Annotated in this window: 25 protein-coding genes; 14 read left to right on the forward strand and 11 right to left on the reverse strand. The window is 47.1% G+C overall.

Annotated features, from left to right (window positions below; all coding sequences use genetic code 11):
- The first annotated feature begins 20 nt into the window (after positions 1–20).
- The 11 genes from mlaE to cysS all read left to right on the forward strand — a co-directional run bounded on the left by mlaE (position 21) and on the right by cysS (position 7,883).
- On the forward strand, positions 21–797 hold the full coding sequence (mlaE, locus tag ACTHRY_RS01180; protein ID WP_049359439.1) for a lipid asymmetry maintenance ABC transporter permease subunit MlaE: 777 nt from the start codon (positions 21–23) through the stop codon (positions 795–797).
- Positions 798–846: 49 nt separating this feature from the next.
- On the forward strand, positions 847–1,341 hold the full coding sequence (gene mlaD / locus ACTHRY_RS01185) for an outer membrane lipid asymmetry maintenance protein MlaD (RefSeq protein ID WP_003681819.1): 495 nt from the start codon (positions 847–849) through the stop codon (positions 1,339–1,341).
- A gap of 32 nt (positions 1,342–1,373) precedes the next feature.
- Positions 1,374–1,964, forward strand: a complete 591-nt coding sequence (locus ACTHRY_RS01190; protein ID WP_036492158.1) for an MlaC/ttg2D family ABC transporter substrate-binding protein — start codon at positions 1,374–1,376, stop codon at positions 1,962–1,964.
- 63 nt (positions 1,965–2,027) lie between these two features.
- Positions 2,028–2,306, forward strand: coding sequence for an STAS domain-containing protein (locus ACTHRY_RS01195; RefSeq protein ID WP_036493932.1), 279 nt, complete (start codon positions 2,028–2,030; stop codon positions 2,304–2,306).
- Positions 2,303–3,127: an MlaA family lipoprotein gene (locus ACTHRY_RS01200; RefSeq protein ID WP_049359442.1), complete on the forward strand. Its 825-nt coding sequence runs from the start codon at positions 2,303–2,305 to the stop codon at positions 3,125–3,127. The genes ACTHRY_RS01195 and ACTHRY_RS01200 overlap by 4 nt, the downstream gene beginning before the upstream one ends.
- A gap of 115 nt (positions 3,128–3,242) precedes the next feature.
- Positions 3,243–3,605, forward strand: a complete 363-nt coding sequence (locus tag ACTHRY_RS01205; RefSeq protein WP_003681812.1) for a hypothetical protein — start codon at positions 3,243–3,245, stop codon at positions 3,603–3,605.
- Positions 3,605–3,988 carry an acyl-CoA thioesterase gene (locus tag ACTHRY_RS01210; protein WP_003748005.1) on the forward strand — a complete coding sequence of 128 codons (384 nt, stop codon included), beginning with the start codon at positions 3,605–3,607 and terminating at the stop codon, positions 3,986–3,988. Before ACTHRY_RS01205 ends, ACTHRY_RS01210 begins: the two co-directional genes overlap by 1 nt.
- Complete coding sequence (locus tag ACTHRY_RS01215; RefSeq protein ID WP_004519060.1) at positions 3,985–4,473, forward strand: peroxiredoxin family protein; 489 nt, start codon at positions 3,985–3,987, stop codon at positions 4,471–4,473. The genes ACTHRY_RS01210 and ACTHRY_RS01215 overlap by 4 nt, the downstream gene beginning before the upstream one ends.
- A gap of 143 nt (positions 4,474–4,616) precedes the next feature.
- A complete protein-coding gene (obgE, locus tag ACTHRY_RS01220) occupies positions 4,617–5,771 on the forward strand; it encodes a GTPase ObgE (RefSeq protein WP_049323600.1) in 1,155 nt (384 codons plus the stop codon).
- 120 nt (positions 5,772–5,891) lie between these two features.
- Entirely contained in the window at positions 5,892–6,383 is a 492-nt protein-coding gene (locus ACTHRY_RS01225) for a hypothetical protein (RefSeq protein WP_049323604.1), read from the forward strand.
- A gap of 78 nt (positions 6,384–6,461) precedes the next feature.
- Positions 6,462–7,883, forward strand: a complete 1,422-nt coding sequence (cysS, locus tag ACTHRY_RS01230) for a cysteine--tRNA ligase (RefSeq protein ID WP_049323606.1) — start codon at positions 6,462–6,464, stop codon at positions 7,881–7,883.
- A 99-nt stretch (positions 7,884–7,982) separates the two neighbouring features.
- Here the strand turns inward: cysS and ACTHRY_RS01235 are convergent, their stop codons facing one another.
- Positions 7,983–8,588 (reverse strand): nitroreductase family protein, encoded by a 606-nt coding sequence (locus tag ACTHRY_RS01235; protein WP_049323607.1) that lies wholly within the window; start codon positions 8,586–8,588, stop codon positions 7,983–7,985.
- 15 nt (positions 8,589–8,603) lie between these two features.
- Entirely contained in the window at positions 8,604–8,999 is a 396-nt protein-coding gene (locus ACTHRY_RS01240) for a DoxX family protein (RefSeq protein ID WP_049323608.1), read from the reverse strand.
- A 127-nt stretch (positions 9,000–9,126) separates the two neighbouring features.
- Between ACTHRY_RS01240 and ACTHRY_RS01245 the strand changes: the two genes are divergently transcribed.
- A complete protein-coding gene (locus ACTHRY_RS01245) occupies positions 9,127–10,017 on the forward strand; it encodes a LysR family transcriptional regulator (RefSeq protein WP_049323609.1) in 891 nt (296 codons plus the stop codon).
- 57 nt (positions 10,018–10,074) lie between these two features.
- On the opposite strand, the gene ACTHRY_RS01250 is transcribed toward ACTHRY_RS01245, so the two are convergent.
- The 6 genes from ACTHRY_RS01250 to ACTHRY_RS01275 all read right to left on the reverse strand — a co-directional run bounded on the left by ACTHRY_RS01250 (position 10,075) and on the right by ACTHRY_RS01275 (position 16,757).
- A complete protein-coding gene (locus ACTHRY_RS01250; protein ID WP_049323610.1) occupies positions 10,075–10,416 on the reverse strand; it encodes a hypothetical protein in 342 nt (113 codons plus the stop codon).
- A 200-nt stretch (positions 10,417–10,616) separates the two neighbouring features.
- Positions 10,617–12,890 carry a Tex family protein gene (locus ACTHRY_RS01255; protein ID WP_049323611.1) on the reverse strand — a complete coding sequence of 758 codons (2,274 nt, stop codon included), beginning with the start codon at positions 12,888–12,890 and terminating at the stop codon, positions 10,617–10,619.
- Positions 12,891–12,953: 63 nt separating this feature from the next.
- Positions 12,954–13,604: an ABC transporter ATP-binding protein gene (locus ACTHRY_RS01260; protein ID WP_003747991.1), complete on the reverse strand. Its 651-nt coding sequence runs from the start codon at positions 13,602–13,604 to the stop codon at positions 12,954–12,956.
- On the reverse strand, positions 13,601–14,398 hold the full coding sequence (locus ACTHRY_RS01265; protein ID WP_049323612.1) for an ABC transporter permease: 798 nt from the start codon (positions 14,396–14,398) through the stop codon (positions 13,601–13,603). Before ACTHRY_RS01265 ends, ACTHRY_RS01260 begins: the two co-directional genes overlap by 4 nt.
- The gene (locus ACTHRY_RS01270) at positions 14,398–15,567 is read right to left on the reverse strand and encodes a capsule biosynthesis protein (protein WP_049323613.1); all 1,170 of its coding nucleotides are present in this window, start codon (positions 15,565–15,567) and stop codon (positions 14,398–14,400) included. Before ACTHRY_RS01270 ends, ACTHRY_RS01265 begins: the two co-directional genes overlap by 1 nt.
- Positions 15,568–15,578: 11 nt before the next feature.
- Positions 15,579–16,757 (reverse strand): polysaccharide biosynthesis/export family protein, encoded by a 1,179-nt coding sequence (locus ACTHRY_RS01275; protein ID WP_049323615.1) that lies wholly within the window; start codon positions 16,755–16,757, stop codon positions 15,579–15,581.
- A gap of 119 nt (positions 16,758–16,876) precedes the next feature.
- On the opposite strand from ACTHRY_RS01275, the gene ACTHRY_RS01280 reads away from it, so the two are divergent.
- On the forward strand, positions 16,877–17,980 hold the full coding sequence (locus ACTHRY_RS01280) for a stealth family protein (protein ID WP_049323616.1): 1,104 nt from the start codon (positions 16,877–16,879) through the stop codon (positions 17,978–17,980).
- Between the two features lie 18 nt (positions 17,981–17,998).
- On the forward strand, positions 17,999–21,688 hold the full coding sequence (locus ACTHRY_RS01285) for a CDP-glycerol glycerophosphotransferase family protein (protein WP_049323618.1): 3,690 nt from the start codon (positions 17,999–18,001) through the stop codon (positions 21,686–21,688).
- Between the two features lie 71 nt (positions 21,689–21,759).
- Here ACTHRY_RS01285 and ACTHRY_RS01290 read toward each other — a convergent pair whose 3' ends face one another.
- The 3 genes from ACTHRY_RS01290 to ACTHRY_RS01300 all read right to left on the reverse strand — a co-directional run bounded on the left by ACTHRY_RS01290 (position 21,760) and on the right by ACTHRY_RS01300 (position 25,706).
- A complete protein-coding gene (locus ACTHRY_RS01290; RefSeq protein ID WP_003747978.1) occupies positions 21,760–22,809 on the reverse strand; it encodes an acyltransferase in 1,050 nt (349 codons plus the stop codon).
- Between the two features lie 85 nt (positions 22,810–22,894).
- Positions 22,895–24,265 carry an XcbB/CpsF family capsular polysaccharide biosynthesis protein gene (locus tag ACTHRY_RS01295; protein ID WP_049323619.1) on the reverse strand — a complete coding sequence of 457 codons (1,371 nt, stop codon included), beginning with the start codon at positions 24,263–24,265 and terminating at the stop codon, positions 22,895–22,897.
- A 1-nt stretch (position 24,266) separates the two neighbouring features.
- Positions 24,267–25,706 carry an AMP-binding protein gene (locus ACTHRY_RS01300; RefSeq protein ID WP_049323620.1) on the reverse strand — a complete coding sequence of 480 codons (1,440 nt, stop codon included), beginning with the start codon at positions 25,704–25,706 and terminating at the stop codon, positions 24,267–24,269.

Here is a 25,706-nt window from a genome sequence, read left to right on the forward strand (position 1 = left end):
TAACCAATCAACTGAAACCTATGAATTTTATCCGTTCCGTCGGGGCAAAAACCCTCGGCTTCATCCAATCGCTGGGCAGCATTACGCTGTTTTTCCTGCAGATCCTGGCCAAATCAGGCACGGCGTTTGCCCGTCCGCGCCTGAGCATCCGCCAGATTTACTTTGCAGGCGTGTTGTCCGTCCTGATTGTCGCCGTGTCCGGCCTGTTTGTCGGCATGGTATTGGGCTTGCAAGGCTATACGCAGCTGGCAAAATTCAAATCCGCCGATATTTTAGGCTATATGGTTGCCGCTTCCCTGTTGCGCGAATTGGGTCCCGTATTGGCGGCCATTCTGTTTGCCAGCAGCGCAGGCGGCGCCATGACCAGCGAAATCGGCTTGATGAAAACCACCGAGCAGCTTGAAGCAATGAACGTGATGGCGGTCGACCCCGTGGCACGCGTGGTTGCGCCGCGCTTTTGGGCGGGCGTGTTTTCCATGCCTTTGCTGGCTTCGATTTTCAACGTTGCCGGCATTTACGGCGCGTATTTGGTCGGCGTCGAATGGCTGGGTTTGGACGGCGGTATTTTCTGGTCTCAAATGCAAAACAACATTACCTTCCATTACGACGTACTCAACGGCTTAATCAAATCCGCCGCTTTCGGCGTAGCCGTTACGTTAATCGCCGTACATCAGGGCTTCCACTGCGTACCGACTTCCGAAGGTATTTTGCGCGCCAGTACACGCACCGTAGTGTCTTCCGCCCTGACCATCCTCGCTGTCGACTTCATGTTGACCGCATGGATGTTTACCGACTAAAGGCCGTCTGAAACGACACTTAAAAAGAATGAAACAAGGACAATAGCACATGAAAAAAAATGCTTTGGAATTTTGGGTAGGACTGTTTGTCTTACTGGGCGCGGCCGCTATCGGCTTTCTCGCCTTCCGCGCCGCCGGCGGACAATCGTTCGGCAAATCATCACAAACCTACACCGTCTATGCCGATTTCAGCGATATCGGCGGCTTGAAAACCAACGCGCCGGTCAAATCCGCAGGCGTACTGGTGGGCCGTGTTGCCTCCATTCAGCTCGACCCTAAATCCTATCAGGCAAAAGTCGCCCTCAATCTGGACAGCCAATATCAGTTCAGCAGCGACGTTTCCGCACAAATCCTGACTTCAGGATTATTAGGCGAACAATACATCGGCCTGCAACAAGGCGGCGATACCGATTCTTTGGCGGCAGGCGACACCATTACCGTCACCAGCTCCGCCATGGTTTTGGAAAACCTTATCGGCAAATTCATGACCAGCTTTGCCGAGAAAAACGCAGACAGTGAATCTGCCGGTCAAAACGAACAATAAACACATATCAACCCAATATTCAGGACACTCCCATGAAAAAAACATCCTTCATCAGCGCATTGAGCATCGGCGTATTGAGCATCAGCATGGCATTTGCCTCTCCTGCCGACGCAGTCAACCAAGTCCGTGAAAACTCCGTTCAAGTGCTGAAAATCCTCAACAGCGGCGATGCCAACACCGCACGCCAAAAAGCCGAAGCTTACGCCATCCCTTACTTCGACTTCCAACGCATGACCGCTTTGGCCGTCGGCAACCCATGGCGCACTGCGACTGACGCACAAAAACAAGCATTGACCAAAGAGTTCCAAACCCTGCTGATCCGCACCTACTCCGGCACCATGCTGAAATTCAAAAATGCCAAGGTCAACATCAAAGACAACCCTGTCGTAAACAAAGGCGGTAAAGAAATCGTTGTCCGCGCCGAAATCAACGTTTCCGGCCAAAAACCGGTCAACATGGACTTCACCACCTACCAAAGCGGCAACAAATACCGCGCATACAATGTCGCAGTAGAAGGCGCAAGCTTGGTTACCGTATACCGCAACCAATTCGGCGAAACCATTAAAGCCAAAGGCATCGACGGCCTGATTGCCGACTTGAAAGCCAAAAACGGCGGTAAATAATCCACCCACACACCATGCCGCCTGATGTTCAGACGGCATGGTGCCTTACATCATAAAGACACCATGCAAACAGAAATCCGCAACGGCACGCTCTACATCAGCGGCGACGTTACCGTCAAAACCCTGACTGCCTCCGCCTTTGCGCGCTACGAACAACAATGCCGTCTGAAAGAAACAGACAGCATAGACTTCAGCCAAGTAGGCAAAGCAGATTCCGCCTGTGTTTCCCTGCTGCTCAACGCTCTGCGCCGGACAGACAAAAAACCGACCATTCAAAACATTCCCGATTCCGTCCGCGCACTGGCCGAACTTTACGAAATCAAAGACTGGTTGCAATCATGAAAAAAACCACCGCTTCACTCTGCCTCCTCATCAGCATAGCCTCCGCTCCCGCACTGGCCGAACGCAATCCGGCCGACCCTTACGAAGGCTACAACCGTACCGTTTCCAAGTTCAACGACAAAGCAGACAAATACGTCCTTTCCCCTGTCGCACGCGGCTATCGCAAAATAACGCCCAAACCAGTGCGTACCGGCGTGAGCAACTTCTTCAACAACCTGCGCGATGTCGTCAGCTTCGGCAGCAACGTTCTGCGCCTTGACGTCAAACGCGCCAGCGAAGACCTCGTCCGCGTCGGCATCAACACCACCTTCGGCCTTGGCGGTTTAATCGACGTAGCCGGTGCAGGCGGCGTACCCAGCAATAAAAACACCCTCGGCGACACCTTCGCCTCATGGGGCTGGAAAAACAGCAACTACTTCGTTGTCCCCCTACTCGGCCCGTCGACCGTACGCGATACCGTCGGCAACGCCGTAACCACCGTCTATCCGGTTAAAAACGCCGTCTTCCACACCAGAGCAGGACGCTGGGGCACAACCGGCCAGCAAGCCATCAATACCCGTGAAGAACTGCTCGACCTGACCGACAGCCTCGAAGGCGCAGCCATCGACAAATACAGCTACACACGCGACCTTTACATGAAAGTCCGCTCCCAACAAACAGGCGGCACACTCCCTCAAAGCGAAGACGACAACATCGACATCGACGACTTGGTGGACAGCAACACCACTTCCGAACCGGTAGCACCCCAATCCGCTCCGGCAGAAATTCCCGATACAGCCAATCCCCAAACCCTGTATCAAACACCATCAGAAAATCCCTGATTGTTTCCAAAAATAAAGGCCGTCTGAAATTCAGACGGCCTTTATCCCCCAAAAGATAGCCAGTCCCCCCACCTTTGCTATATCATTCAATTATACAGAAACCAAGGAAAACATCATGTACGAAGTCAACCGCAGCGTCTTCCTGCTTATCCCCCTCGATCCTTTTTGGAACTGGCTGAAATCCCTGCCCGGCAATCACTTGGACGGCCTGACGCTTGAAGATATCCAAGCTGATGCCAATTCCTACCTCGTTCGCCCGTGCGAAACTGCCGACGAAGTATGGGACGAAATCGAAGCGCGTTTTGAAGACATTTTTGCTGCCGAATTGGCCGACTGGTGCGAAGACGAAAGCGAATGGCCGGATTTGGACGCCGACATTTTCAACGAATGGTTCGACATCCAACTCTCCACCGTGATTACCGACCTCGAACACGAACCAATCGCACGCGAAGAGTTCCAACCCATCAATCTCAACTGATGAAACTGACCGTCCGCAACTACCACCTCGACGGCTATGGCCACGTCAACAATGCGCGCTATCTCGAATTTCTTGAAGAAGCGCGCTGGACGTTTTTTCAAGAGCATGACCTTCTGTCCGAACTCAAAGGCATCATGCTCGTTGTTGCACGCGTTGATATCCGCTATCGCCGCCCGTCGCTCGAAGGCGATGTTTTAACCTTTACAGGCCGTCTGAAAGACATCGGCACACGCCACATCATCCTCAGCCAAACCGCGACCCTGCCCAACGGCAAAGCCGCCATCGAAGCCGAAGTGACCCTTATGCCCGTCAGCAGCGAAAGCGGCCGCAGCATCAGCGTTCCCCAAACCTTAGCTCACGCCATTCAAAACCTTACATCATGAAAAAAATACTCACACTCCTTGTCGTTGCCACGATTGGCGCGCTTCTTGCCTTCGTCCTTATTCCCAGCAACAAAGCCGCCCCTGATTTCGCACTGCCCGACCTGCAAGGCAAAACCATTACCAATGCCGATTTGAAAGACAAAGTTACCCTCATCAACTTCTGGTTTCCCTCCTGCCCCGGCTGCGTGAGCGAAATGCCTAAAATCATCAAAACTGCCCAAGACTATCAAGGCAAAAACTTCCAAGTCCTCGGCATTGCCCAGCCCATCGACCCTATCGAAAGCGTCCATCAGTACGTCAAAGAATACGGGCTTCCTTTCACCGTCATGTACGATGCCGACAAAACTGCTGCAAAAGCCTTTGGCACACAGGTTTACCCGACTTCCGTCCTGATCGACAAAAACGGCAACATCCTCAAAACCTACGTTGGCGAACCCAATTTCACCCAACTCTATCAAGAAATCGACCAAGCCCTCGCCCAATAAATCCAAGGCCGTCTGAAACCATATTTCAGACGGCCTAAAACCGAAATATCCTTTATAATAAGCAACATTTTATCCGTTCAGACACCAAGCTCCTCTATTAACAAAGGCCGTCTGAAACAATCGAATACCCATAAGAGAACACCATGAAATTTATCGACGAAGCAAAAATCGAAGTCGCCGCAGGCAAAGGCGGTAATGGCGCAACCAGTTTCCGCCGCGAAAAATTCGTACCCCGCGGCGGCCCTGACGGCGGCGACGGCGGCAAAGGCGGTAGCGTCTGGGCAGAGGCCGACGAAAACACCAACACCCTCGTCGAATACCGCTTCGTCAAACGCTACCAAGCCAAAAACGGCGAAAAAGGCCACGGCTCCGACCGCTACGGCGCAGGGGCGGACGACATTGTCCTCAAAATGCCCGTCGGCACCCTCATCCGCGACCTCGACACTGACGAAATCGTCGCCGACCTCACTCACCACGGCCAGCGCGTCTGCCTCGCCAAAGGCGGCAAAGGCGGCTTGGGCAATATCCACTTCAAATCATCCGTCAACCGCGCGCCCAAACAATCCACGCCCGGCGAAGAAGGCGAAACCCGTTCCCTGCAACTTGAGCTTAAAGTCCTCGCCGATGTCGGCTTGTTAGGCATGCCCAACGCCGGAAAATCCACCCTGATTACCGCCGTATCCGCCGCACGTCCCAAAATCGCCAACTACCCCTTCACCACCCTGCATCCGAACTTAGGCGTCGTGCGCATCGACGAAAACCACAGCTTCGTCATGGCAGACATCCCCGGCCTGATTGAAGGCGCGGCAGAAGGCGCAGGCCTCGGCCACCGCTTCCTCAAACACCTATCGCGCACCGGCCTGCTGCTGCACGTTGTTGATTTGGCCCCCTTCGACGAAACCGTCAATCCCGCCGAAGAAGCCCTCGCTATTATCAACGAACTGCGCAAATACGACGAAGAACTCTACGACAAACCGCGCTGGCTGGTGCTGAACAAACTCGACATGCTCGACGAAGAAGAAGCCCAAGCGCGTACCGCCGCCTTCCTCGAAGCCATCGGCTGGGATTACCCCAAACCAGACGACCGCTTCCAATTCGACATGGAAACCCCGCGCCTCTTCCAAATCAGTGCCCTGACCCACCAAGGCACGCAGGAATTGGTACACCAAATCAACCAATACCTGACCGAGAAAAAACGCATCGAAGCGGAGAAAGCCGAAGCGGAGCAGGCAGCCGCAAAAGCCGAAATTGTCGAGCAGCAACCTAAAACGGATATGAGCGTGTTTAAAGCAGAATAAATGTTTTCAGACGGCCTGTTGGATAGAAAGGCCGTCTGAAAACATATCAACCGTATCGTAAGATACAAAAAGATTACTTAATGAGGTATAACAGCCCAAGCCATTTAACAAAGGAAAACTATGTTAAACAAAATTTCTATTTTTATTCCGATAACTTTATTAGCTGCTTGCTCAACTATCTCACAAACAAATTCATATCAAGCCAACGGCGATACTTTTGTAACACCCAAAAACTGGATACTGATTGATACACATGACAATCTACCTGCATATTTACTCTCGGAAAGCCTAGAAAAATCCGTACTCACTCTACCAAACAATAAAACAGTTGTTTATTTAAGTGGAATAGTTATTACGCATTTTAATAAGGGAGGAAAAATCCATTCTTTATCTTCCCATATGATTATCAAAGATTGCCAACAACCACAGCTAACCTCTTTAGGAGGATTAGCTACGCAATATGAGCAACCTTTACTCAGAGGTAACTCTACGCTAACAGAATCTAAACTACCATTATCATTGAAAAAAAAATCACATGCTATTGCGTGCGAATATGCACAAAAGCATAATGTGCCGACTGAAAAAATCACATTACCAACAAAGAAACAATAAATTATCTGTTTTTCCCATTTCAATAAAGCATACTTCTAATGCCCTAATGCATAACTTTTTTATCCAATACCAAACACCATGACCACCATCTACAACACCCTTACCCGTCAAAAAGAACCCTTCACCCCCATCGACCCTAAAAACGTACGTATGTACGTTTGCGGTATGACCGTTTACGACTACTGTCACTTAGGCCATGCCCGTGTGATGGTTGTGTTTGACATGATTGCCCGTTGGTTGCGCGAGTGCGGTTATCCGCTCACTTATGTGCGCAATATTACCGACATCGACGACAAAATCATCGCCCGTGCGGCTGAAAACGGCGAAACCATCGGCGATCTGACTGCGCGTTTCATTCAGGCTATGCACGAAGATGCCGATGCTTTGGGTGTGTTGCGTCCCGACATCGAGCCGAAGGCGACGGAAAACATTCTGCAAATGATTGCCATGATTGAAACCCTGATTCAAAACGGCAAGGCATATCCTGCCGCTAACGGCGACGTTTACTATGCCGTGCGCGAGTTTGCCGCTTACGGACAATTATCAGGTAAATCGTTGGACGACCTGCGCGCAGGCGAGCGTGTGGAAGTGGATGGTTTCAAACGTGATCCGCTTGATTTTGTGTTGTGGAAAGCAGCCAAAGCAGGTGAGCCGGCATGGGAAAGCCCGTGGGGCAATGGCCGTCCGGGTTGGCATATTGAATGCTCTGCCATGAGTGAAAACCTGTTCGGCGATACTTTCGACATCCACGGCGGCGGCGCGGATTTGCAATTCCCGCACCACGAAAACGAAATCGCCCAAAGTGTCGGCGCGACAGGGCATACCTGCGGCCATGACCACGCGCAAACCCACCACGGGCAAAGTATTGCCAGCCACGTCAAATACTGGCTGCACAACGGCTTCATCCGCGTGGACGGCGAAAAAATGTCCAAATCGCTGGGCAACTTTTTCACCATCCGCGAAGTGTTGAAACAATACGACCCCGAAGTCGTGCGCTTCTTCATCCTGCGCGCCCACTACCGCAGCCCGCTGAACTACTCCGACGCGCATCTGGACGACGCAAAAGGCGCACTGACCCGTCTGTACACCACCTTGAAAAACACACCAGCGGCTGAGTTTGATTTATCTGAAAACGCCAACGACTACACTCGCCGCTTCTACGCCGCCATGAACGACGATTTCGGTACGGTCGAAGCCATTGCCGTGTTATTCGAACTGGCAGGCGAAGTAAACAAAACCAATGATGCGCACCTCGCGGGCTGCCTGAAAGCCTTGGGCGGCATCATCGGTCTGCTGCAACGCGATCCGATTGAGTTTCTGCAAGGCGGCGCGGTTTCAGACGGCCTCTCCAACGAAGAAATCGAAGACTTAATCGCCCGCCGCAAACAGGCGCGCGCGGATAAAAACTGGGCGGAATCCGACCGCATCCGCGACCTTCTGAACGAACACAAAATCATTCTGGAAGACAACGCCGGCGGTACAACTTGGCGCCGCGGTTGATTTCATGGCATAGATAAAAGGCCGTCTGAAACTGTTTTCAGACGGCCTTTTTAATTTTGGTATTTCAAAAAACACCCTTTATTTAAAACATCATTTCATTTATGCGCCGAATACTTTCAGACGGCCTTCGATTGGTTGGAAGGTTTTTTCACCGGCTGGAGCCGCGATACCGCCAATCACCATTTGCGCACGCAATAACCAGCTTTCCGGCAGGTTCCATTCTTTGGCGATGGCCGCATCAGGCAGCGGATTGTAGTGTTGCAGATTGGCGCCGATACCGGCAGCCGCCAATGTTGTCCACACGGCATATTGAACCATGGCATTTGCCTGATCCGCCCAGATCGGGAAATTGGCCGCATAAGATGGGAACTGCTCTTGCAAGCCTTTGACAACATCTTGATCTTCAAAGAACAAAACTGTCGCCGCGCCTGCTTTAAACAAGTTCAGTTTTTGTGCAGTGGCTTCAAACTGCTCGGCAGGGACAACCGCACGCAAAGCTTCTTCGACAAAATGCCACACTTTGGTATGTTCTTCGCCAAACAATACGACCACTCGGGCAGATTGCGAATTAAAAGAAGACGGCGTATGCAAAACGGCGTGTTCGATGATTTTGGTTACTTCCTCATTGGACAGAGGCAGGGTGTTGTTCAATGCATAGATAGAACGACGGGTTTCAGCAGCTTGTTGCAAAACAGAATAAGTCATGATCTTTTCCTTAAATTAATCTTTATCTTTACCAAAAACGTTATCCAAAGCCCACACTCCACCGCCGGCTACTGCCAGGTACAAAAACACGAAGCAGAACAAAACGGCAGATTCACCATGGTTAGCCAATGGGAACAAAACATTACCAGAAGACGCGTGCGCCATAAAGTAGGCGGCTGCCATCTGACCTGACAAAATAAACGCGGCCGGACGCGTAAACAGGCCCAATATCAATAAGATACCGCCGACAATTTCCAAAACACCGGCCACCAGCATCAAGCCTTCGGGCGCACCGCCCATAGACATCGGAAAACTGAAAAACTTGGCCGTACCATGCAGCAAAAACAAATACGCCGTAACAATACGCAAGACAGACAATACAACAGGTTGGAATGATTTGAGGGCTGACATCTTAATAATCCTTATTTTAATGGCTACCTGAAGAGGTAGGGAGCAATTTCAATAAGTGCAGTATAGATAATTCCCAGTAAGAGATATATACTCGAATTATTGATACAACGTTTCCTAATAAGAAATCATGGATACCCTATTTAGCCTAAAAGTTTTCCGCCAAGTGGTTCAAAGCGGCAGTTTTACCCGTGCTGCCGATCAGCTCGACATCTCCACCGCCATGGCCAGCAAACACGTCAGCCATCTGGAAAACACCATTCAAGCCAAGCTCTTACACCGCAACAGCCGCAACCTCCACCTGACCGAAGCAGGCGAAGAATACTACCGCCAGTGCAGCTACGCGCTGGATACCTTGGACACCGCTGCCCAAAAAGCGGCAGGCGGTACCGACACGCCGCAAGGTATGTTGCGCGTTACCATGCCCCTATGGTTTGCAGGCGGCAATATGAGCGCATGGCTAGCAGAATACCGCCAGCGTTATCCCAAAGTCACGCTTGACCTCGTCCTCGACAACCGCCATATCGACCTCATTGCCGAAGGTTTCGACCTCGCCTTACGCGTTTCCAAAACCCCCTCCCCTTCGCTGATCGTCAAACCGCTGGCCAAAATCGAGTTCGTCCTGCTTGCCGCTCCCGACTATCTGGCCCGACACGGCACACCCGATACGCCCGAAGCCGTCATGCAGCATCAAGCCATCCTGCCTTCCTATACCAGTCAACAAAACTGGGAGATTACCCACCGCATTACCGGAGAAAAAGCCATTCTCCATCTCTCCCCGGTTATCCGCAGCGACAACACACTGATGATACGCGAGCTGATTAAAGCAGGAGCAGGCATAGGCTATCAGCCCCTTTGGGCAGTTCAGCAGGAATTGAAGGACGGCACATTGGTCCAACTCCTGCCCGATTACACCATCTGGACAGACCAACTGAACGCCACCTATGTCGACAGGGCCTTTCTCAGCGCGAAAGTGCGCAGCTTTATCGACTTCTTCAATGAAAAAATATCGGAAGGATAAACATCAAGGCCGTCTGAAACACTTTTCAGACGGCCTTTAATCAAAGCAACAATCCAATCAATAATTGGTCGAGCAGAATTGTTCACGTTTGTCCGCATCGGCGGCATAGCATGTCAAACCCATGCCTGACGCATTACTGTTGTTCGCTTTCGCACCCGGTTTCTTATTCACCAAAACCTTACCGTTTTTACCGATTTCAACGGTTACGCCTTTATCGTTTTTCAGCTTCCATTTCAACACTTGCGCATCAGCATTCTGACACTTATTGACTGTACAGCCGCCTTCTGTCGCAACATTACCGTTTTTATAAATCACGCACTGCTGCTGGCTGTCGGTACAAGCTGCATAGGCCGCAACGGAGAAACAGGAAATCAGCGCGGCAAACAAAACAGGTTTCATGGTTTGAACTCCTAAGGTTGTGATGATGAGTTTGTAATATTTGGAACTATACGCTTGTTTGCATGTGCCTACTACAAAATGTATCGGTAACATTCAATAGACGCATCACTATCTCCACTCCATCAATTATCTAATTCGCCCCATACGATAAAGGCCGTCTGAACATCACTTTTCAGACGACCTTTAATTGGTTTTCTACCTTACCGCTTCAACTTCGCAAACGCATCTGCCATTGCCGAATTGGTCGGGGCGCAGTCGTTGCGTTGGGGTTTGCGGTCACGGCGTTCTTGATGTCGGGTTTCAGACAGCCTGTTGCCTTTGGCTGCGCCGCCCGGTTCGTCATCCAAACGCATGGTCAGCGCGATGCGTTTGCGTGCGGCGTCGACTTCCAGCACTTTCACTTTTACCACGTCGCCGGCTTTCACCACTTCGCGCGGGTCTTGGACGAATTTATTGGACAGGGCTGAGATGTGCACCAGGCCGTCCTGATGGACGCCGATGTCTACGAACGCGCCGAAGTTGGCGACGTTGGAAACCACGCCTTCGAGTATCATGCCGACTTGCAAGTCACTGATTTCGTGGATGCCTTCGGCGAAGGAGGCCGTCTGAAACTCGCCGCGCGGGTCGCGTCCGGGTTTTTCCAGCTCGGACAGGATGTCCAAAATGGTCGGCAGGCCGAAGCGTTCGTCGGTGAAGTCGGACGCTTTGATTTGCTTCACGCGCTCGCGGTTGCCGATGAGTTCGGCGGCGGTAATGCCTTGTTGCGCCAGCATTTTAGCGACGACGGGATAGGCTTCGGGGTGGACGGCGCTCGCGTCCAGCGGCTCTTTGCCGCCGTTAATCCGCAAAAAGCCTGCCGCCTGCTCGAAGGTTTTTTCACCCAAACGCGGTACTTTCAGCAATTTTTTGCGGCTGTCGAACGCGCCGTTTTCATCGCGGTAGGCGACAATGTTTTGAGCAAGGGTTTGATTCAAACCGGAAATCCGTGCCAAGAGTGGGGCGGAGGCGGTATTCACGTCCACGCCGACGGCGTTCACGCAGTCTTCAACCACCGCGTCCAACGATTTGGCAAGCTGGCTTTGGTTCACGTCGTGCTGATACTGGCCCACGCCGATGGATTTGGGGTCGATTTTGACCAACTCGGCAAGCGGGTCTTGCAGCCTGCGGGCAATGGATACTGCGCCGCGCAGGGAAACGTCCAAGTCGGGGAACTCGCGCGCTGCCAGTTCGGACGCGGAATAAATCGACGCGCCAGCTTCGGAAACGACGATTTTATGCAGCCCCATTTTCGACATTTCACGCACCAGTTCGCCCGCGATTTTGTCGGTTTCACGGCTGGCGGTGCCGTTGCCGATGGCGATGAGCTTCACACCGTGCTGTTTAATCAGGCGCGACAACGTTGCCAACATATTGTTTTCTTGATGCAAATAGACGATGACGGTATCCAGTAGCTTGCCCGTGTCGTCCACCACGGCGCATTTCACGCCGTTACGGTAGCCGGGGTCGAGACCCAAAGTAGTCAGCCGTCCGGCGGGCGCGGCGAGCAGCAAGTCTTTGAGATTTCGGGCGAACACGGTAATCGCGTCGGTGTCGGCGGCTTCTTTCAGACGACCTAAGGCTTCCAGTTCCAGCGACAAAAAGATTTTCGCGCGCCAAGTCAGGCGCACGGTGTCGCGCAGCCATTTGTGGTCGTCTGAAACCTTGAAGCGGCGGGCGATGAGTTGTTCGTATTCGCTTTGCTGCGTAATCGGCGTGTCGTCGGGCTGGTATTTGAGCGCGATGTTCAACACGCCTTCGTTGCGGCCGCGTAATACCGCCAGCGCGCGGTGGCTGGGCATGGTGCGAATAGGTTCGCGATGGTCGAAATAATCACTGAATTTTTCGCCTTCGGTTTCCTTGCCTTCAACGACTTGCGCGTGGATTTCGGCTTCGTTCCACAACTTATCGCGCAGCGTGCCGATGAGTTCCGCATCTTCGGCAAACTGTTCCATCAGAATCGCGCGCGCGCCGTCCAGTGCGGCTTTGGTGTCGGGGACGTTTTCGTTCAGGTAGCCTTGTGCGGTGGCTTCCACGTCCTGCGGCTGCTCGGCAAGCAGCGCGTCCGCCAGCGGTTGCAACCCGTGTTCGCGCGCGATTTGCGCTTTGGTGCGGCGTTTGGGTTTGTAGGGCAGATACAGGTCTTCCAGCGCGGTTTTGTTGTCGGCGGCTTCGATTTGCGCTTTGAGGTCGTCTGAAAGTTTGCCTTGCTCTTCAATGCTTTTTAACACAACAGCCTTACGCTCTTCCAACTCGCGCAGATATTGCAGCCGCTCGGCAAGCTGGCGCAACTGCGTATCATCCAGCCCGCCCGTGGCCTCCTTGCGGTAGCGGGCGATAAACGGCACAGTCGCGCCGTCGTCCAAAAGCTCGACGGCGGCGGTGATTTGCGCGGCGGTAGCGGAGAGTTCTTGGGAAAGAATTTGAGTAATGTTCATCAATAGAATTCCAACGGACAGGCCGTCTGAAATTTCAGACGGCCTGATTTAAAAACAATCGCTTTAAGGCAGCGAATTATAATATTCGTAGGCTTTGTCCATATCTTCAAACTGGTACATATGCCCTTTTTCCAGCACCATCGCATTATCGCAATATTGCTTCATGGCGCTGTGGCTGTGCGACACCAAGATGATAGAACGGTCTTTGCGCTTTTCAAACAACTCGTACTTACATTTATCGGCAAAGCGCGAGTCGCCAACTGCAATCACTTCGTCAATCAGATAGCAGTCAAACTCTACCGCCAACGACAAAGCAAATGCCAAACGTGCCTTCATACCTGAAGAATAACGCTTGACCGGCTCATAAAGATATTGACCCAGCTCGGAAAACTCTTCGGTAAAGTTCTTCACATAATCGATATCGACATTGTAAATCCGGCAGATGAAACGCAAATTGTCCATACCGGTCAGACTGCCTTGGAACGCACCGGAGAATGCCAAAGGCCAAGAAATACTCATCGTACGCTTGATTTCGCCCGTAGTCGGCGGCTCAACGCCACTGATCAAACGGATGAGCGTCGATTTACCTGCACCGTTACGGCCGAGAATACCGATTTTCTCGCCCTTCTCCATTTTGAAGTTGATATCGTGCAAGACTGTCCGCCAACCTTGGCGGGTCAGATACCGTTTGGAAACGTGTTCAACTGAAATCATTGCGGCTCAACCCCTTTGCTGAATCTCGCCACCATCGCCAAACCAAGCAGCAGCAAAACCAAGTTACACAACAAAATATACCAAGGATTTTCGTAAGTCGTGACGCTGTCACCAAAATATCCGGCACGGAACATTTCTGTACCATGCACCATCGGAATCATCAGCACATAATGTTGCAACTGCTGAGGCAGGTTGTGCACGAAGAAAAACACGCCGGACAAAGGCATCATCACAAAACTGATGGTACTCCAAACCTTACCAAACGGCTCAAAGTGAAACGCGACCGAACAGATGACCAGCCCCAATCCAACGGCAAACATTGCCATCAAAAGCCAAGCCAACAACATATAGAAAATATCTGCCGGTACATCAATCCAACCAATGATGACCAATGCGAACATAATCACGACCTGCGCAATGGTGGCGCCGGCAATCTCCAACAACATACGCGCAAAAATGGTATCCAAAACGCGTACATTTCGGTGATACAGCAGGCTTGTGTTGGCCGAAATCGAACCGATAGCACGATTGGAAGCATTACGCCACATCATCATCATCGGATAGCCTGTCAGCGTGAATGCCACGATATTCAAAGCTGACACGTTGTGCATGCGGAAAAATTTCCACATCAACACCATAACCAAAGTCAGCAGCAAAGGTTCGACAAACAACCACAAAAAACCAATGTTATTACGACCGTAGCGAGTAATAATTTCACGCATTAAGAGTGCGCCGATTACCCTTTTTTGGATAAGCAGCGACTCCAAAAACGATGTTTTATGTAGCTCTTTCATCAGTTTTTATGCTCACGGATACTTGCAGACAGCAACACGGCAATGCCATAGACAATCAAACCGATGACAAACGTTGCCACGATGTTGTAAAGACGGTTTGGCTCATGCGCCAAGTCAGGTTTGTTCGGTTGGGAAATCACTTCCAAATACAGCTGCTGACGATCCGCTTCCGCTTTTGCACTTTCCAAAGAAGTCATCGCCGCAGCCAATTGTTTCTCGGCCAATTCGTTTTCCAGATAAACTCGTTGATATTCCGCCGCTTGATTGGACAACGAACCCTCGCCGCCGCCGGAAATCGCTTTCATTTGTTGCGAAATTTCTTTACGCAAGCTCTTCTCACGCGCAATCAGACCCGGAATTTGCGGGTTTTCAGGAGTAACGGCTTTTACCTGGTCAAGCTGGGTTTGAATGACAATCAACTCGTCCTGCAATTTGGATACCAAACCCATTTGCACATCAGATTGCGCCTTCAAGTCGAAAATACCGTTGGACACACGGAATTTCGTCAATTGAGCCGAAGCTTCTTTAACTTTCTCTTCAGCCGAATTGACCACTTCCTGAGCATAACGAATCGTGTCCTGACGGGCACGCTCGTTCAGCTGGTTGATCAATACCTCACCCTGTTTGAGCAAAGCATCATTGATCTTTTGAGATTCACCGGCATTGAACGATGTAACGCTCAAATTGGAAATGCCTGAGACAGAGTCAAAATGGATGGCTACCTTATCGCGGTAGTATTGATAAAAGGCCTCATCCTCGCCACGCAGGCCAAAACCATTAAAACGGCTGAAGATGTCGCCTTCTTTTTCATAAAAATCACGAACGGGCATTTTCTTACGCAACGCGTCCAAAGCCGAACGCGACTGCATATATTCCTGCACGGTATAAATATCGTCTTGCGCACGAGAGAAACCAGACCCCTGCAAAATAGCGCCCAAGCCGTTCAAAGACGATTGGCTCTTAGGAGAACGCACCACAAAGCTGGACTGGGATGTGAACTGATCAGAAGCAAATAGTCCGTAATACACACCGGAACACAAAGTCGGCACGACAACCGTTACCAAAAGCAACGGATTAATCTTACGCAACCAAGACTTCTTGGCTTTTTTCTTTTCGGGAGCCGGTTGTTCCGGTTTCACATCCACATTTGCAGAAACTTGCTCAGACATTATTTTCCCCATTAATTCACTAAATTATTAATACTGTTCGCACCGCTAACCACAGGCGAGAACACAAATGACAAGAACTTGCGTACTTCAGCCATCGGCGCATTCGATACGTACACCACGTCCTTATCCTTCACAGGGAAACGCTGCATCCAAAACATAGAATTCGCATCTGCCAGGTTCAAACGGTAGACCACAGGAATCTCCGCACGATCGCCATAACCCTTTTCAGCCCATTTGGATTGCTTCTCAGGGGGCAGCTCGGACAAAGGCGCATAGCGGAATACAAATACGCCACGCGCATCTGCACGATAATCCTGCAAACCGCCCATACGTCCCACAGCCTCAGCCAAAGACAAGCCCTTCACAGAGAAACCAATCTGCTGCGTATGACCGACCGCACCCATAGAAGTAAATGTGCTCGGATTAGTAATCATTGTGACCACATCACCGCGACGCAACAGAATGTTTTGACGCGGATGCGCCACCAAATCTTCCAAAGCAATCGTTCTGACAACATTGCCACGTGTCAGCTGTACGTTCGTATCCTGAACATTCGCAGTCGAACCGCCCACCGCAGCCACCGCATCCAACACACGCTCGCCTGCAGCCGTCAAAGGCATACGCACACTGTTACCCGCGCGGATAACCGATACATTCGCCGCATTATTTTGCACCATGCGCACCATTACCTGCGGCTGGTTCGCCATTTTTTTCAGACGGCTTTTGATAATATTTTGCACCTGAACCGGTGTTTTACCGAGGACAGACACATCGCCGATAAACGGCACAGAAATCGTACCTGAAGAGCTGACCATCTGTTCAGGCAGCTTCGTTTGCTGCGCATTACCCGAACCGGTAGACGACAAAGCCCCACCGAACAACACAGCCGGAGGAGCTTCCCAAATCGTAATATCCAGTACATCACCTATATTGATAGCCCCTATTGATGATGTACCATCGCCCAACTGAGCAAATGACTGATTAACTTGCGCTTGATATAGTGACTGAGCCACCGCGCCATTCACATCAATTAATTCCACCTCCGGCACTTCGGCTGTAGCCGGCTGTTGCCCCAAAGCAACAACATTTCGTGTACTTGGGCCGGAATTAGGAAGAGAAGAGCATGCGGCTAACAGGCTGACACACAACAATAACATGCCCCTGCGGGTAAGACATTCTGCTTTCAACATCGATTAAATCTCACTATACTTTTAATTAAGCACGACCATTATAACACCTGATGAAATATTAGGCCGTCTGAAAACCTGACATAAGTATCAAAAAACATCACATTACAGCGAATACCGTCATGAGGAAACTTAAAAAACTGATTCGACAACCAGGTGTATTCTTCCGCGACTATCTCAACAAAAGATACCCTGTCCGCAACGCCGAACAGCGTACAACAGAGTCTGACGAACCGGTCATTATCGACAACACCCTGTATTTAGCCGAACTTGAAAATAGTATCAACCTTACCCCTATTAAAGTTGATGTCGTTTTCACATGGGTAAATAATCAAGATCCCAAATGGCAGCAACGCCGCCGCCAACATAGCCCTACTGCCGAACAAGACGCACTCCACAATAATGACGAAGCCCGTTTCAGCAACCACAACGAACTTTACTATTCACTTCACAGCGTGCGTACCTTCCTGCCGTGGGTTAACCATATCTACATCATTACCGACAACCAACGCCCCGATTGGCTCAATCCTGTCGACTATCCCAACGTCAGCATAATAGATCACAGTCAAATCATTGACCCGCAATACCTGCCCACCTTCAATTCGCATGTAATCGAAGCACACCTGCACAACATTCCCAATCTAAATGAACACTTCATCTATTTTAACGATGATGTATTTGTTGCCCGTCCATTACCGAAGGAACACTTCTTTCACGCCAACGGCATTGCCTCACTTTTTATTGCAGACAAGAGCCTAAAACAAATGTCCGAAAGAGGAACCGATACACCCACTCTTTCCGCCTCAAAAAACTGTATCGCACTATTACAACAGCACTACGACTGCCGCATCGACCGTCCGTTAGTACACACCTATATCCCACTGCATAAAAGCAGCTTTCAATTTGCTTGGCAGCACTACCGTACTGAGATTGAAGCCTTTTTATCCAACCGTTTCCGTTCTAACCACGATCTCAATCTTGCCACCTTCCTCGTACCTTGGCTGATGTTTTTAAACAGGAAATCTACAGTAGGTAATGAAATATGTTATTATTTTAATATCCGCTCCAACAAAGCGCCTGCACAATATATCAAGCTCTTAGAAAATAAAAAAAATGGGCGGCAGCCACACTCTTTTTGTGCCAACGATTTTCACAGCCAGCAACAGATTGAAAACTACCAGGACAAACTGATTCAAATGCTGGAAAATTACTTCAAAACCAAATAAAAATAAAAGGTCAAAAAAATGAACAATAAAAAATTTCGGAAGCTCTTACGAGACCCTAAACTCTTTTTCCGCGACATGTACGCCAAACGCGTAATGAAACTCAAAAAATACCTTCCCTTAAAATACGAAGGTAATAATCAATTTACAATCGTTTCGGCCGTTTATAACGTCGAAAAATACCTTGATGAATACTTTGACAGTATCGTCAAACAAAGCTTGAATTTCAAAAAACACATTCAAATCATTCTAGTAGATGATGGATCAACCGACCATTCGGCAGAAATCATCAAACGATGGCAAGCCAAGTTTCCCCAAAATATCCATTATTTTTACAAAGAAAATGGCGGCCAGGCCTCGGCACGCAATCTGGGTTTGCAACATACACAAACTGAATGGGTAGTATTTACTGACCCTGACGATTATCTTCACCCTGACTACTTCAAATCAGTAGATACTCAAATTAGCCAACATCCGTCGGCGGTAACTGTAGCTACTAACATGAAGTTTTTCTTTGAAAATCAAAATATCATTAAAGACAGTCATCCTCTAAGATTCCGTTTTAACAAAACCCACGTTATTGATGTTGCTAAGCTCGATAAATTTATCAATATGTCTGCTGCCTCAACCTTTTTCAGAGTCAGCCATATTAAAAAACAGAATTTGGTGTTTAACCACAATGTTAAGCCAAACTTTGAAGATGGCAAATTTATTGCAGACTATTTATTAGATTTGCAGGACGCAAAAGCTGTGTTTGACAGAGATGCCGTCTATTTCTATCGCAAACGTGAAAGTGGCACATCCACTTTAGATACTTCTTGGCAAAAAGTAGAAAAGTTTTCTAATGTTTTTGAGTATGGCTTCTTGCCTATGCTTCAAAACTATAAAAACCGCTTAGGGCATGTACCCTCCTCAATACAAAAAACCGCATTATATGATATGGCTTGGTATATCCAACAATTGCTTAATAGACCTGAACGTCTAGATTTGTTAAATACTAAACAAAAATCACATTTTTATGATCTAATGCAGCAGGTTTTTAATTATATTGATCAAAAAAATATTATGGAATTTGGCTTGGCGGGAGTATGGCTATTCCATAAAGTTGGTATGCTTGGAATGTTCAAACAGAGCGAGCCACCATTCCAAATCGCCTATGTCGAAAATATCGATCGTGAACGCAAACAGTTCCTTATCAGCTATTTTACCTATTTTGACCAGCCATATTCTGTGCAAGCCGATGGGCGTGATCTTATTCCTGTCTATGCAAAAAGCGTGGTCAATAAGCTAAATGAACAATTATTTGTTTACGAAAAACGTTTGTGGATTCCCTATGGTGACGTTGCAGACAACGCCAAAATTAATATCCTACTCAACAAAAAAGCAATGCGAATTTCGATTAAAGGTAAAACCTTTATGCACGGCATCGCATTAAATGAACTTACCGGTTTATTTACGCCGTCTGAAAAATACCTTTCAGACGGCAGTTGGCTCTTGATGGACAGGGAAACCAAAGCCGATGACAACGCCGAGCATTTTTATCGTTATATGATGCAGAACCACCCTGAACAAACTTGCTATTTCGTACTTAACAAAACTGCCCCAGACTGGAACCGTCTCGAACAAGAAGGCTTCAAACTTGTAGAATTCGGCGGTAGTGAATATGAACGACATTTGCGTAAAGCTGAAAAAATCATTTCCAGTCATTTGGAAAAACACATCAACAATTATTTTGGGGATTTATACGAACACAGCAAAAAATTTGTCTTTCTTCAGCACGGAGTAACCAAAGACAATCTTTCTGCATGGACAAATAGCAAACAAAACCTACACTGTTTCATTACCACTACTGAGCCAGAAAGTCGCTCGATTAAGGCTGACTTCAATACCTACAAGCTGACCGAAAAAGAAGTAGCACTAACTGGATTTCCACGCTACGACTCCTTACTATCAAAAAATAAGCCCGACAGTCGCAAGATCCTGATTATGCCAACTTGGCGCAATAACATTGTCGGTCAAAATATCGGTACAGGTAGCAATACTCGTACGCTCAACAGCGCTTTTATGGAAACTGACTATGCCCGTTACTGGCAGGCTCTGCTTCACGACCAGCGCCTGAAGGAAATGGCAGAAACCTACGGCTACGAAGTAATTTTTGCACCACACCCAAATATCGAGCCCTATTTGGAAGTAATGAATGTCCCTACCTATATAAAAATCTGGAGTGGACTGCGTGAAACTGAAAGTATCCAGTATCTTTTCGGACGTTGTGCCGTATTGATTACCGACTACTCATCAGTAGCATTTGACATGGCCTATCTGAATAAGGCAATTATTTACTATCAATTTGATAAAGAAGCCTTCTTTTCAGGTACGCACACCTATCAAAAAGGCTATTTCTCTTACGAAACTGACGGATTTGGCCCTATTACCATCAATCAGCATGAAACGCTGACTGAATTAGAAAGCATTTTAAAATCAGGACATGCCAAACCCGAATATCTTGCTCGCATCCGCGATACTTTCCCCTTCCAGGAAGGTGGCAACTGCGAACGTGTGTATCAAGCTATTACTGCTCTTGACCATGCCGAAACCGCTGACAATCTGCCGATTTTAATCAATATGATTGAGCAAGCAGAAAATCATCAGGTATGGGACTTGGCTGCAAGCCGTATCCAAACTCTGCTTGATACAGGCCGTCTGAATGCGGAAGAAACAGCTGATTATCGCCATCGTTATCTGAACGCTTTATTTGAGAGCAACCAGTTTGATACTTTGCAAAACCTGTTACCTGATTATCCCGATACCGCAGGTTACTGGTATGCGAAAATGGACTTATATATCGGTAATGCCGTTAAAGGGGCGGAATTTTTTGCTGAAAACGAGCATATAGGAACGCAAAATGATTTACTTGTCGCATTACTTGCAGCCTCGTTTCACCAAGCAAAAAGGCCGTCTGAAAAACTGTTTGCCCGGATAGGTACAGACTTACCCGATTCATATCAACCTTTGTTGACCGTAGCACAAAAGCTATCGGAGCAGAATTATTTTGTAGCATTGGCTTTACTGAAAACGTATATTGATAGCTTGGACGATCGCCAAAAAGGCTATCTCAAACCCGAGCTGTTGGCTTCTTACCTCTGCATGAAACTTGGTAACTTACAAGGCGCGCATCAGTATTTGGTTGCTTTTGAAAAACATACTCAAAATGATCCAAGTTGCCGTATCGCCATTGCAAGACTGGCAAAATTACGCGGTGATTCTGAAAAACTATTTACCCAGCTTAACCGTGCCTTTGAAGAAAATCTGCTCTTAATTCCTGAAGATTTAACAGTCGATTATCTGAAAAAAATGTACGCTGCCGGTAACACTGACGGTGAAAGATATCTATTGGCTCAACTGCGCCAAAAATATCCCGAGAATCCGTCTTTGGCCTTGTATGAAGCTGAAAAACTTGCCCAAAACCAAGATTGGGAGTCTGTCACCAAAATATTGGCTGATTTTGCACAAGCCTCACCGGAAACGATGTATCTTTATACAACTGCTTTATGCCGTCTGAAAAACCATCAGGCAGCACAACGTTATTTTGACAGTCTCTCTCTACAAGACACAGCAGCATATTGGAAACTGGCAGCTGAAATAGCCGAAGCTAAAGGTGACAAGGCATTACAGGCTGAGTGTCTGAAAAAACAATTGGCTTGTTTAGAATAACCTTTGTCTTATCTTAAAAAAGGCCGTCTGAAAACTTTTATGTTTTCAGACGGCCTTTACTGTTAGATGCACTAATCAAGTTCCACTGTTGAATTGATATAGGTGACATGATTCATTTCTGCCAAATCCTTACCTTCATCTATATCTGTATATAAAACATTATTGCGTTCCCAAAATACATCTTTGCGTATGACTTTAGCCGGCACACCTGCAATAACGCAGTTATTAGGAAAATGTTTTTTCACTACCGAAAATGCACCAACAATACTACCGCTACCAATCTTTGTACCACCCCAAATTGTTGCGCCATAGGCTACCCACACTCTGTCTCCAATGGTAACGTCTTTAGAAACATTTAAACGTTTTCCAGTATGAACATCATAAATCGGGTGTGCATCATCAGTACGGATTTGATTATTAGTGGCAAACATACAATCTTCACCAATGGACAAGGTTGTATGTTCGGCAACAGTAATATAAACCGGATTGGTACTAGTAGTTTTACTGCCGATGTTAATCGTACAGCCTACTCCCAAACACCATTGGCCTTGCATAGAAACATTTTCTCCAATATAGACTTTGCTATCCTTGCCTAAAAATTCTAAAAATACATTACGCAAGTTTGCATTAGGGTGGATAACAACTTCATTCCCACCTCCTCCTAGAAATTGGAAATGACAGTTTCGCAGATTATCAGGTGCAGTAATTTTATTTCCGGAAGTGTCGATATAATTACCTGACATCACTTCTTTTTTACGGCTGTTAACTACTGGCCGTTCAGAAAAATATTGTTCCGCACGTTCGGCCAATTTGATAAAGACCGCACAGGTTTGGGCAAAATCCAAAGCACTGACATCATAAATGTATACATTATCCCCATCCTGCTTAGATAAACTGAAGTTTGGAAACATTTCTCCGATATTATCTATCTCACTTTTATTACGATAAAACAGGAAAATCTTTTGCCAAACTAAATTTAAACTGACAGAAAATGGTGTTTCACGGTCAGATTTGAAATTGCAGTACACATTCTGCTGATAATAAATATCAACAGACGTATTTTTTAATTTGATATTTTTAAGAATTTCTTGCTGAAATTCTTCAGTCGTTTTATCTACCATTACATTCCCCAAACATGATAAATATGGTTCAAATCTTAAAAAAATAGACAGTAAATTTAAAACTTACTGTCTATTTACTTCGCATTTAGTTCAGATTAATGTCCGAATCAGTGATATGGATGTCCAACAGCAAATTATTGATAATGGTATTGGACAAGAATACTGTGTTGCCTGAAAAATCTATGTGCTTTTGAATTTTTTCAAAGTCAAACTCGCATAATACAACTGTAGGCAATGCTTCTTTCAACTCTTTAATATCCGGATAAAACTCTGATACCTTAGCCGATGAAATGACCACTTGATTTTCAAGGTTATGATCAATTACATCTGGTAGCTTTTTGAAAGTCTCCAAAATCGGCGTACGGATAGAATGCAGATACAATGGATCTTTGCCACCATAGTATTTATGGTTGCCCAAAAATGGGTCGATTGCAAAGGTTTTGTACCCACCAATTAAGCCGTGATATACCGCCCCTGTACCGCCTGATGATGCACCGCAAATGACTACGTTTTTCTTATCTACGCCATAAATACTCATCAGGCTCTTAATGAAACGCTGGATATTGTCTTCGATATTTTCATCAAACTTTGTATTCAACCCATGACTGCCAAACGCGTCCGATACATCAGCCATACGGATAATGTAAGTATTTGGCATAATACTGTTGCTGATAAATGGAAATGGGTGGCTATAATAACGGTCAACCATATTCTCATTGCTCTTATTGGTATAAGAGAACAACACCAATAGGTTTTTCTTGTTGGCACTCAATACTTTCGGTGCTTCAACAGTATAAATGACATTTTCCAACTCATGGAAAGAGTCTGGGAAATAAGCCAAAAGATCTTTATAACTGTGCTTATTCACACGACGGAACACACTTACGCCCATTTTGTGTTCAACAGCCAAAAAGCCTCTATTATTTAGCTCATAAACATAATCACTTAGACCATGATTCCGAGCATAGCTTAGGAAAAACTCATTACTGTCGCCTTTAACACCAATGTATTCAACTTCCGGCTTATCCAAGTACTCGGCTAAATTAATGCCTTTATTTTTTTCAACATTCAGGATGTAGCACAGTTCGCTGCCAAGATAAATGGAAGTAACTTCTAAAATCTCACTAAATTTATCCTCGATTTTTGCCCAATCGGCTTCAGCAAATTTAAAAGACAATACTGTCTTTTCTTGATTAACCGATTGTGGGTAACTTCCATAAACTTCTGAAATATATTTCAGAAATTTATGGAAGCCGGAAATCTTAGAAACTTTGCTCTTATTACGCTCAATAAAGTTAAAAGTTTGACCTACTGCCGTATAACTGACGCTGACAAAATAGTCGTTCAACAGAAAATCAAACACTATACTTTGATTGTTATAAATCCAAGCGTTAACCTTTTGAGGATCAATCTTGGCTTTTCGTAAGATGTTTTGCTGAATTTTATATAAATCCATTTTATAAACCCTGTTGATATTTTTCCAACAATGCTTTTTTGTCGGTTTTGTGGTTGGTGCTGACTGGAATTTCATCAATGTGAATAAATTCAGACGGCATCATGTAAGACGGTAAATTTTGTACTAATGCGTCTTTGATCGCCTGAGTATCTCCACTTTGCTTGGCTGTATAGAAACACACCAAACGCAATACTGCGCCTGTGTTGCGTTTCAAAGCCACTACTGCCACATTATCAAAGGCAAATTCCTTAAGGTTAAGGATTTTTTCTTCAATTTCTGAAAGTTCGATACGGTAGCCATTGAGCTTAATCTGCTCGTCTTTACGGCCTTGTACATAGAACAATCCATTTTTTTCAAAACCGTAGTCACCTGTTTTATAAGTACGGTTATCTGCACTGTGTACGACCAAACGTTTGGCATTTTCAGTTTCGTTGTTCAGATAGCCACGCATCACATGGTTACCGCTAATCCAAATCTCTTCGTCAACAATCACTAATTTGGAATTAAGCACGGCAACGCCTACAGGCAACTCTTCTTCTGCCGCCAGCATATCAGGTGTAATATCAACGTAAGTTGTTGCTACAGTAGCCTCAGTCGGACCATAGGTATTGATAACACGGACACCGGGAAATTTTTGAAAAATCATATTTACTACCGGTTTGCCAAGTTTTTCGCCACAGAACAAAAATTCTTTCAAACTCGGTAAAGTAGCCTGACTACATTTAGGGTTAAGCAGCTGCTGCATGGCAAAAGAAGGCGTGGAAACCCAAGTAGTAATTTGTTGTTTGGCCAAAAAATCAATCCAGGTGGCAGGATTAGAAATAGCATCACGACTGTTCATGACAATACAACCACCATAAGCCAAGTTGCCAAAGATTTCGTACATTGACAAATCAAATGCAAACGGAGCCTGATTCATAAACACATTAGGTGCGGCTAAATTAAGCTGCTCTTTCATCCATTTCATCAGGTTGAATACAGCTTCACGACCGATTTGCACACCCTTAGGTGCGCCGGTTGTTCCTGAAGTAAACATGATGTAAGCCAAATCTTTTTCAGCCAGCTCTACTTCTTCATCAGTCTGCTTTTCAAAAGTTTGCGTTGCCGAACGGTACACAAAGCGTGCTTTCGACAGTTGGCAGATATTGTTCAGACGGCTTTCAGGATAAATACTATCCACCGGAATAAAAGGGATTTTGTTTAATAAGCAGGCATAAATTGCCACTGCAAAATCAATTTCTTTATGGCCGTGCAACACCAAAGGAATGTTTTTGGTAATATCTGCTATGCTTTTGTAAGCCTCGATAAATGTGGCTATTTTTACGCGCAACTCTTCCCAAGAACATTCCTGAGTATCATTAACTAACGCTTTTCCCGAAGTTTGGTTGAAACGGTATTCCAAAAAATCATCAAGATTTTGGAATTCATTTAATTGTTTCAT

Source organism: Neisseria sp. P0004.S004, assembly GCF_051963335.1.
In the GTDB taxonomy this organism is placed as follows: domain Bacteria; phylum Pseudomonadota; class Gammaproteobacteria; order Burkholderiales; family Neisseriaceae; genus Neisseria.

What these genes read in the sequence shown, in the direction of transcription:
- ACTHRY_RS01240 (WP_049323608.1), bottom strand. Translation starts at nt 8,999, where the DNA reads ATGTCAGCCCTCAAATCATTCCAACCTGTTGTATTGTCTGTCTTGCGT.
- mlaD (WP_003681819.1), top strand. Translation starts at nt 847, where the DNA reads ATGAAAAAAAATGCTTTGGAATTTTGGGTAGGACTGTTTGTCTTACTG.
- obgE (WP_049323600.1), top strand. Translation starts at nt 4,617, where the DNA reads ATGAAATTTATCGACGAAGCAAAAATCGAAGTCGCCGCAGGCAAAGGC.
- mlaE (WP_049359439.1), top strand. Translation starts at nt 21, where the DNA reads ATGAATTTTATCCGTTCCGTCGGGGCAAAAACCCTCGGCTTCATCCAA.
- cysS (WP_049323606.1), top strand. Translation starts at nt 6,462, where the DNA reads ATGACCACCATCTACAACACCCTTACCCGTCAAAAAGAACCCTTCACC.
- ACTHRY_RS01270 (WP_049323613.1), bottom strand. Translation starts at nt 15,567, where the DNA reads ATGTCTGAGCAAGTTTCTGCAAATGTGGATGTGAAACCGGAACAACCG.
- ACTHRY_RS01285 (WP_049323618.1), top strand. Translation starts at nt 17,999, where the DNA reads ATGAACAATAAAAAATTTCGGAAGCTCTTACGAGACCCTAAACTCTTT.
- ACTHRY_RS01205 (WP_003681812.1), top strand. Translation starts at nt 3,243, where the DNA reads ATGTACGAAGTCAACCGCAGCGTCTTCCTGCTTATCCCCCTCGATCCT.
- ACTHRY_RS01200 (WP_049359442.1), top strand. Translation starts at nt 2,303, where the DNA reads ATGAAAAAAACCACCGCTTCACTCTGCCTCCTCATCAGCATAGCCTCC.
- ACTHRY_RS01245 (WP_049323609.1), top strand. Translation starts at nt 9,127, where the DNA reads ATGGATACCCTATTTAGCCTAAAAGTTTTCCGCCAAGTGGTTCAAAGC.
- ACTHRY_RS01250 (WP_049323610.1), bottom strand. Translation starts at nt 10,416, where the DNA reads ATGAAACCTGTTTTGTTTGCCGCGCTGATTTCCTGTTTCTCCGTTGCG.
- ACTHRY_RS01195 (WP_036493932.1), top strand. Translation starts at nt 2,028, where the DNA reads ATGCAAACAGAAATCCGCAACGGCACGCTCTACATCAGCGGCGACGTT.
- ACTHRY_RS01260 (WP_003747991.1), bottom strand. Translation starts at nt 13,604, where the DNA reads ATGATTTCAGTTGAACACGTTTCCAAACGGTATCTGACCCGCCAAGGT.
- ACTHRY_RS01215 (WP_004519060.1), top strand. Translation starts at nt 3,985, where the DNA reads ATGAAAAAAATACTCACACTCCTTGTCGTTGCCACGATTGGCGCGCTT.
- ACTHRY_RS01235 (WP_049323607.1), bottom strand. Translation starts at nt 8,588, where the DNA reads ATGACTTATTCTGTTTTGCAACAAGCTGCTGAAACCCGTCGTTCTATC.
- ACTHRY_RS01290 (WP_003747978.1), bottom strand. Translation starts at nt 22,809, where the DNA reads ATGGTAGATAAAACGACTGAAGAATTTCAGCAAGAAATTCTTAAAAAT.
- ACTHRY_RS01280 (WP_049323616.1), top strand. Translation starts at nt 16,877, where the DNA reads ATGAGGAAACTTAAAAAACTGATTCGACAACCAGGTGTATTCTTCCGC.
- ACTHRY_RS01295 (WP_049323619.1), bottom strand. Translation starts at nt 24,265, where the DNA reads ATGGATTTATATAAAATTCAGCAAAACATCTTACGAAAAGCCAAGATT.
- ACTHRY_RS01225 (WP_049323604.1), top strand. Translation starts at nt 5,892, where the DNA reads ATGTTAAACAAAATTTCTATTTTTATTCCGATAACTTTATTAGCTGCT.
- ACTHRY_RS01190 (WP_036492158.1), top strand. Translation starts at nt 1,374, where the DNA reads ATGAAAAAAACATCCTTCATCAGCGCATTGAGCATCGGCGTATTGAGC.
- ACTHRY_RS01255 (WP_049323611.1), bottom strand. Translation starts at nt 12,890, where the DNA reads ATGAACATTACTCAAATTCTTTCCCAAGAACTCTCCGCTACCGCCGCG.
- ACTHRY_RS01265 (WP_049323612.1), bottom strand. Translation starts at nt 14,398, where the DNA reads ATGAAAGAGCTACATAAAACATCGTTTTTGGAGTCGCTGCTTATCCAA.
- ACTHRY_RS01300 (WP_049323620.1), bottom strand. Translation starts at nt 25,706, where the DNA reads ATGAAACAATTAAATGAATTCCAAAATCTTGATGATTTTTTGGAATAC.
- ACTHRY_RS01275 (WP_049323615.1), bottom strand. Translation starts at nt 16,757, where the DNA reads ATGTTGAAAGCAGAATGTCTTACCCGCAGGGGCATGTTATTGTTGTGT.
- ACTHRY_RS01210 (WP_003748005.1), top strand. Translation starts at nt 3,605, where the DNA reads ATGAAACTGACCGTCCGCAACTACCACCTCGACGGCTATGGCCACGTC.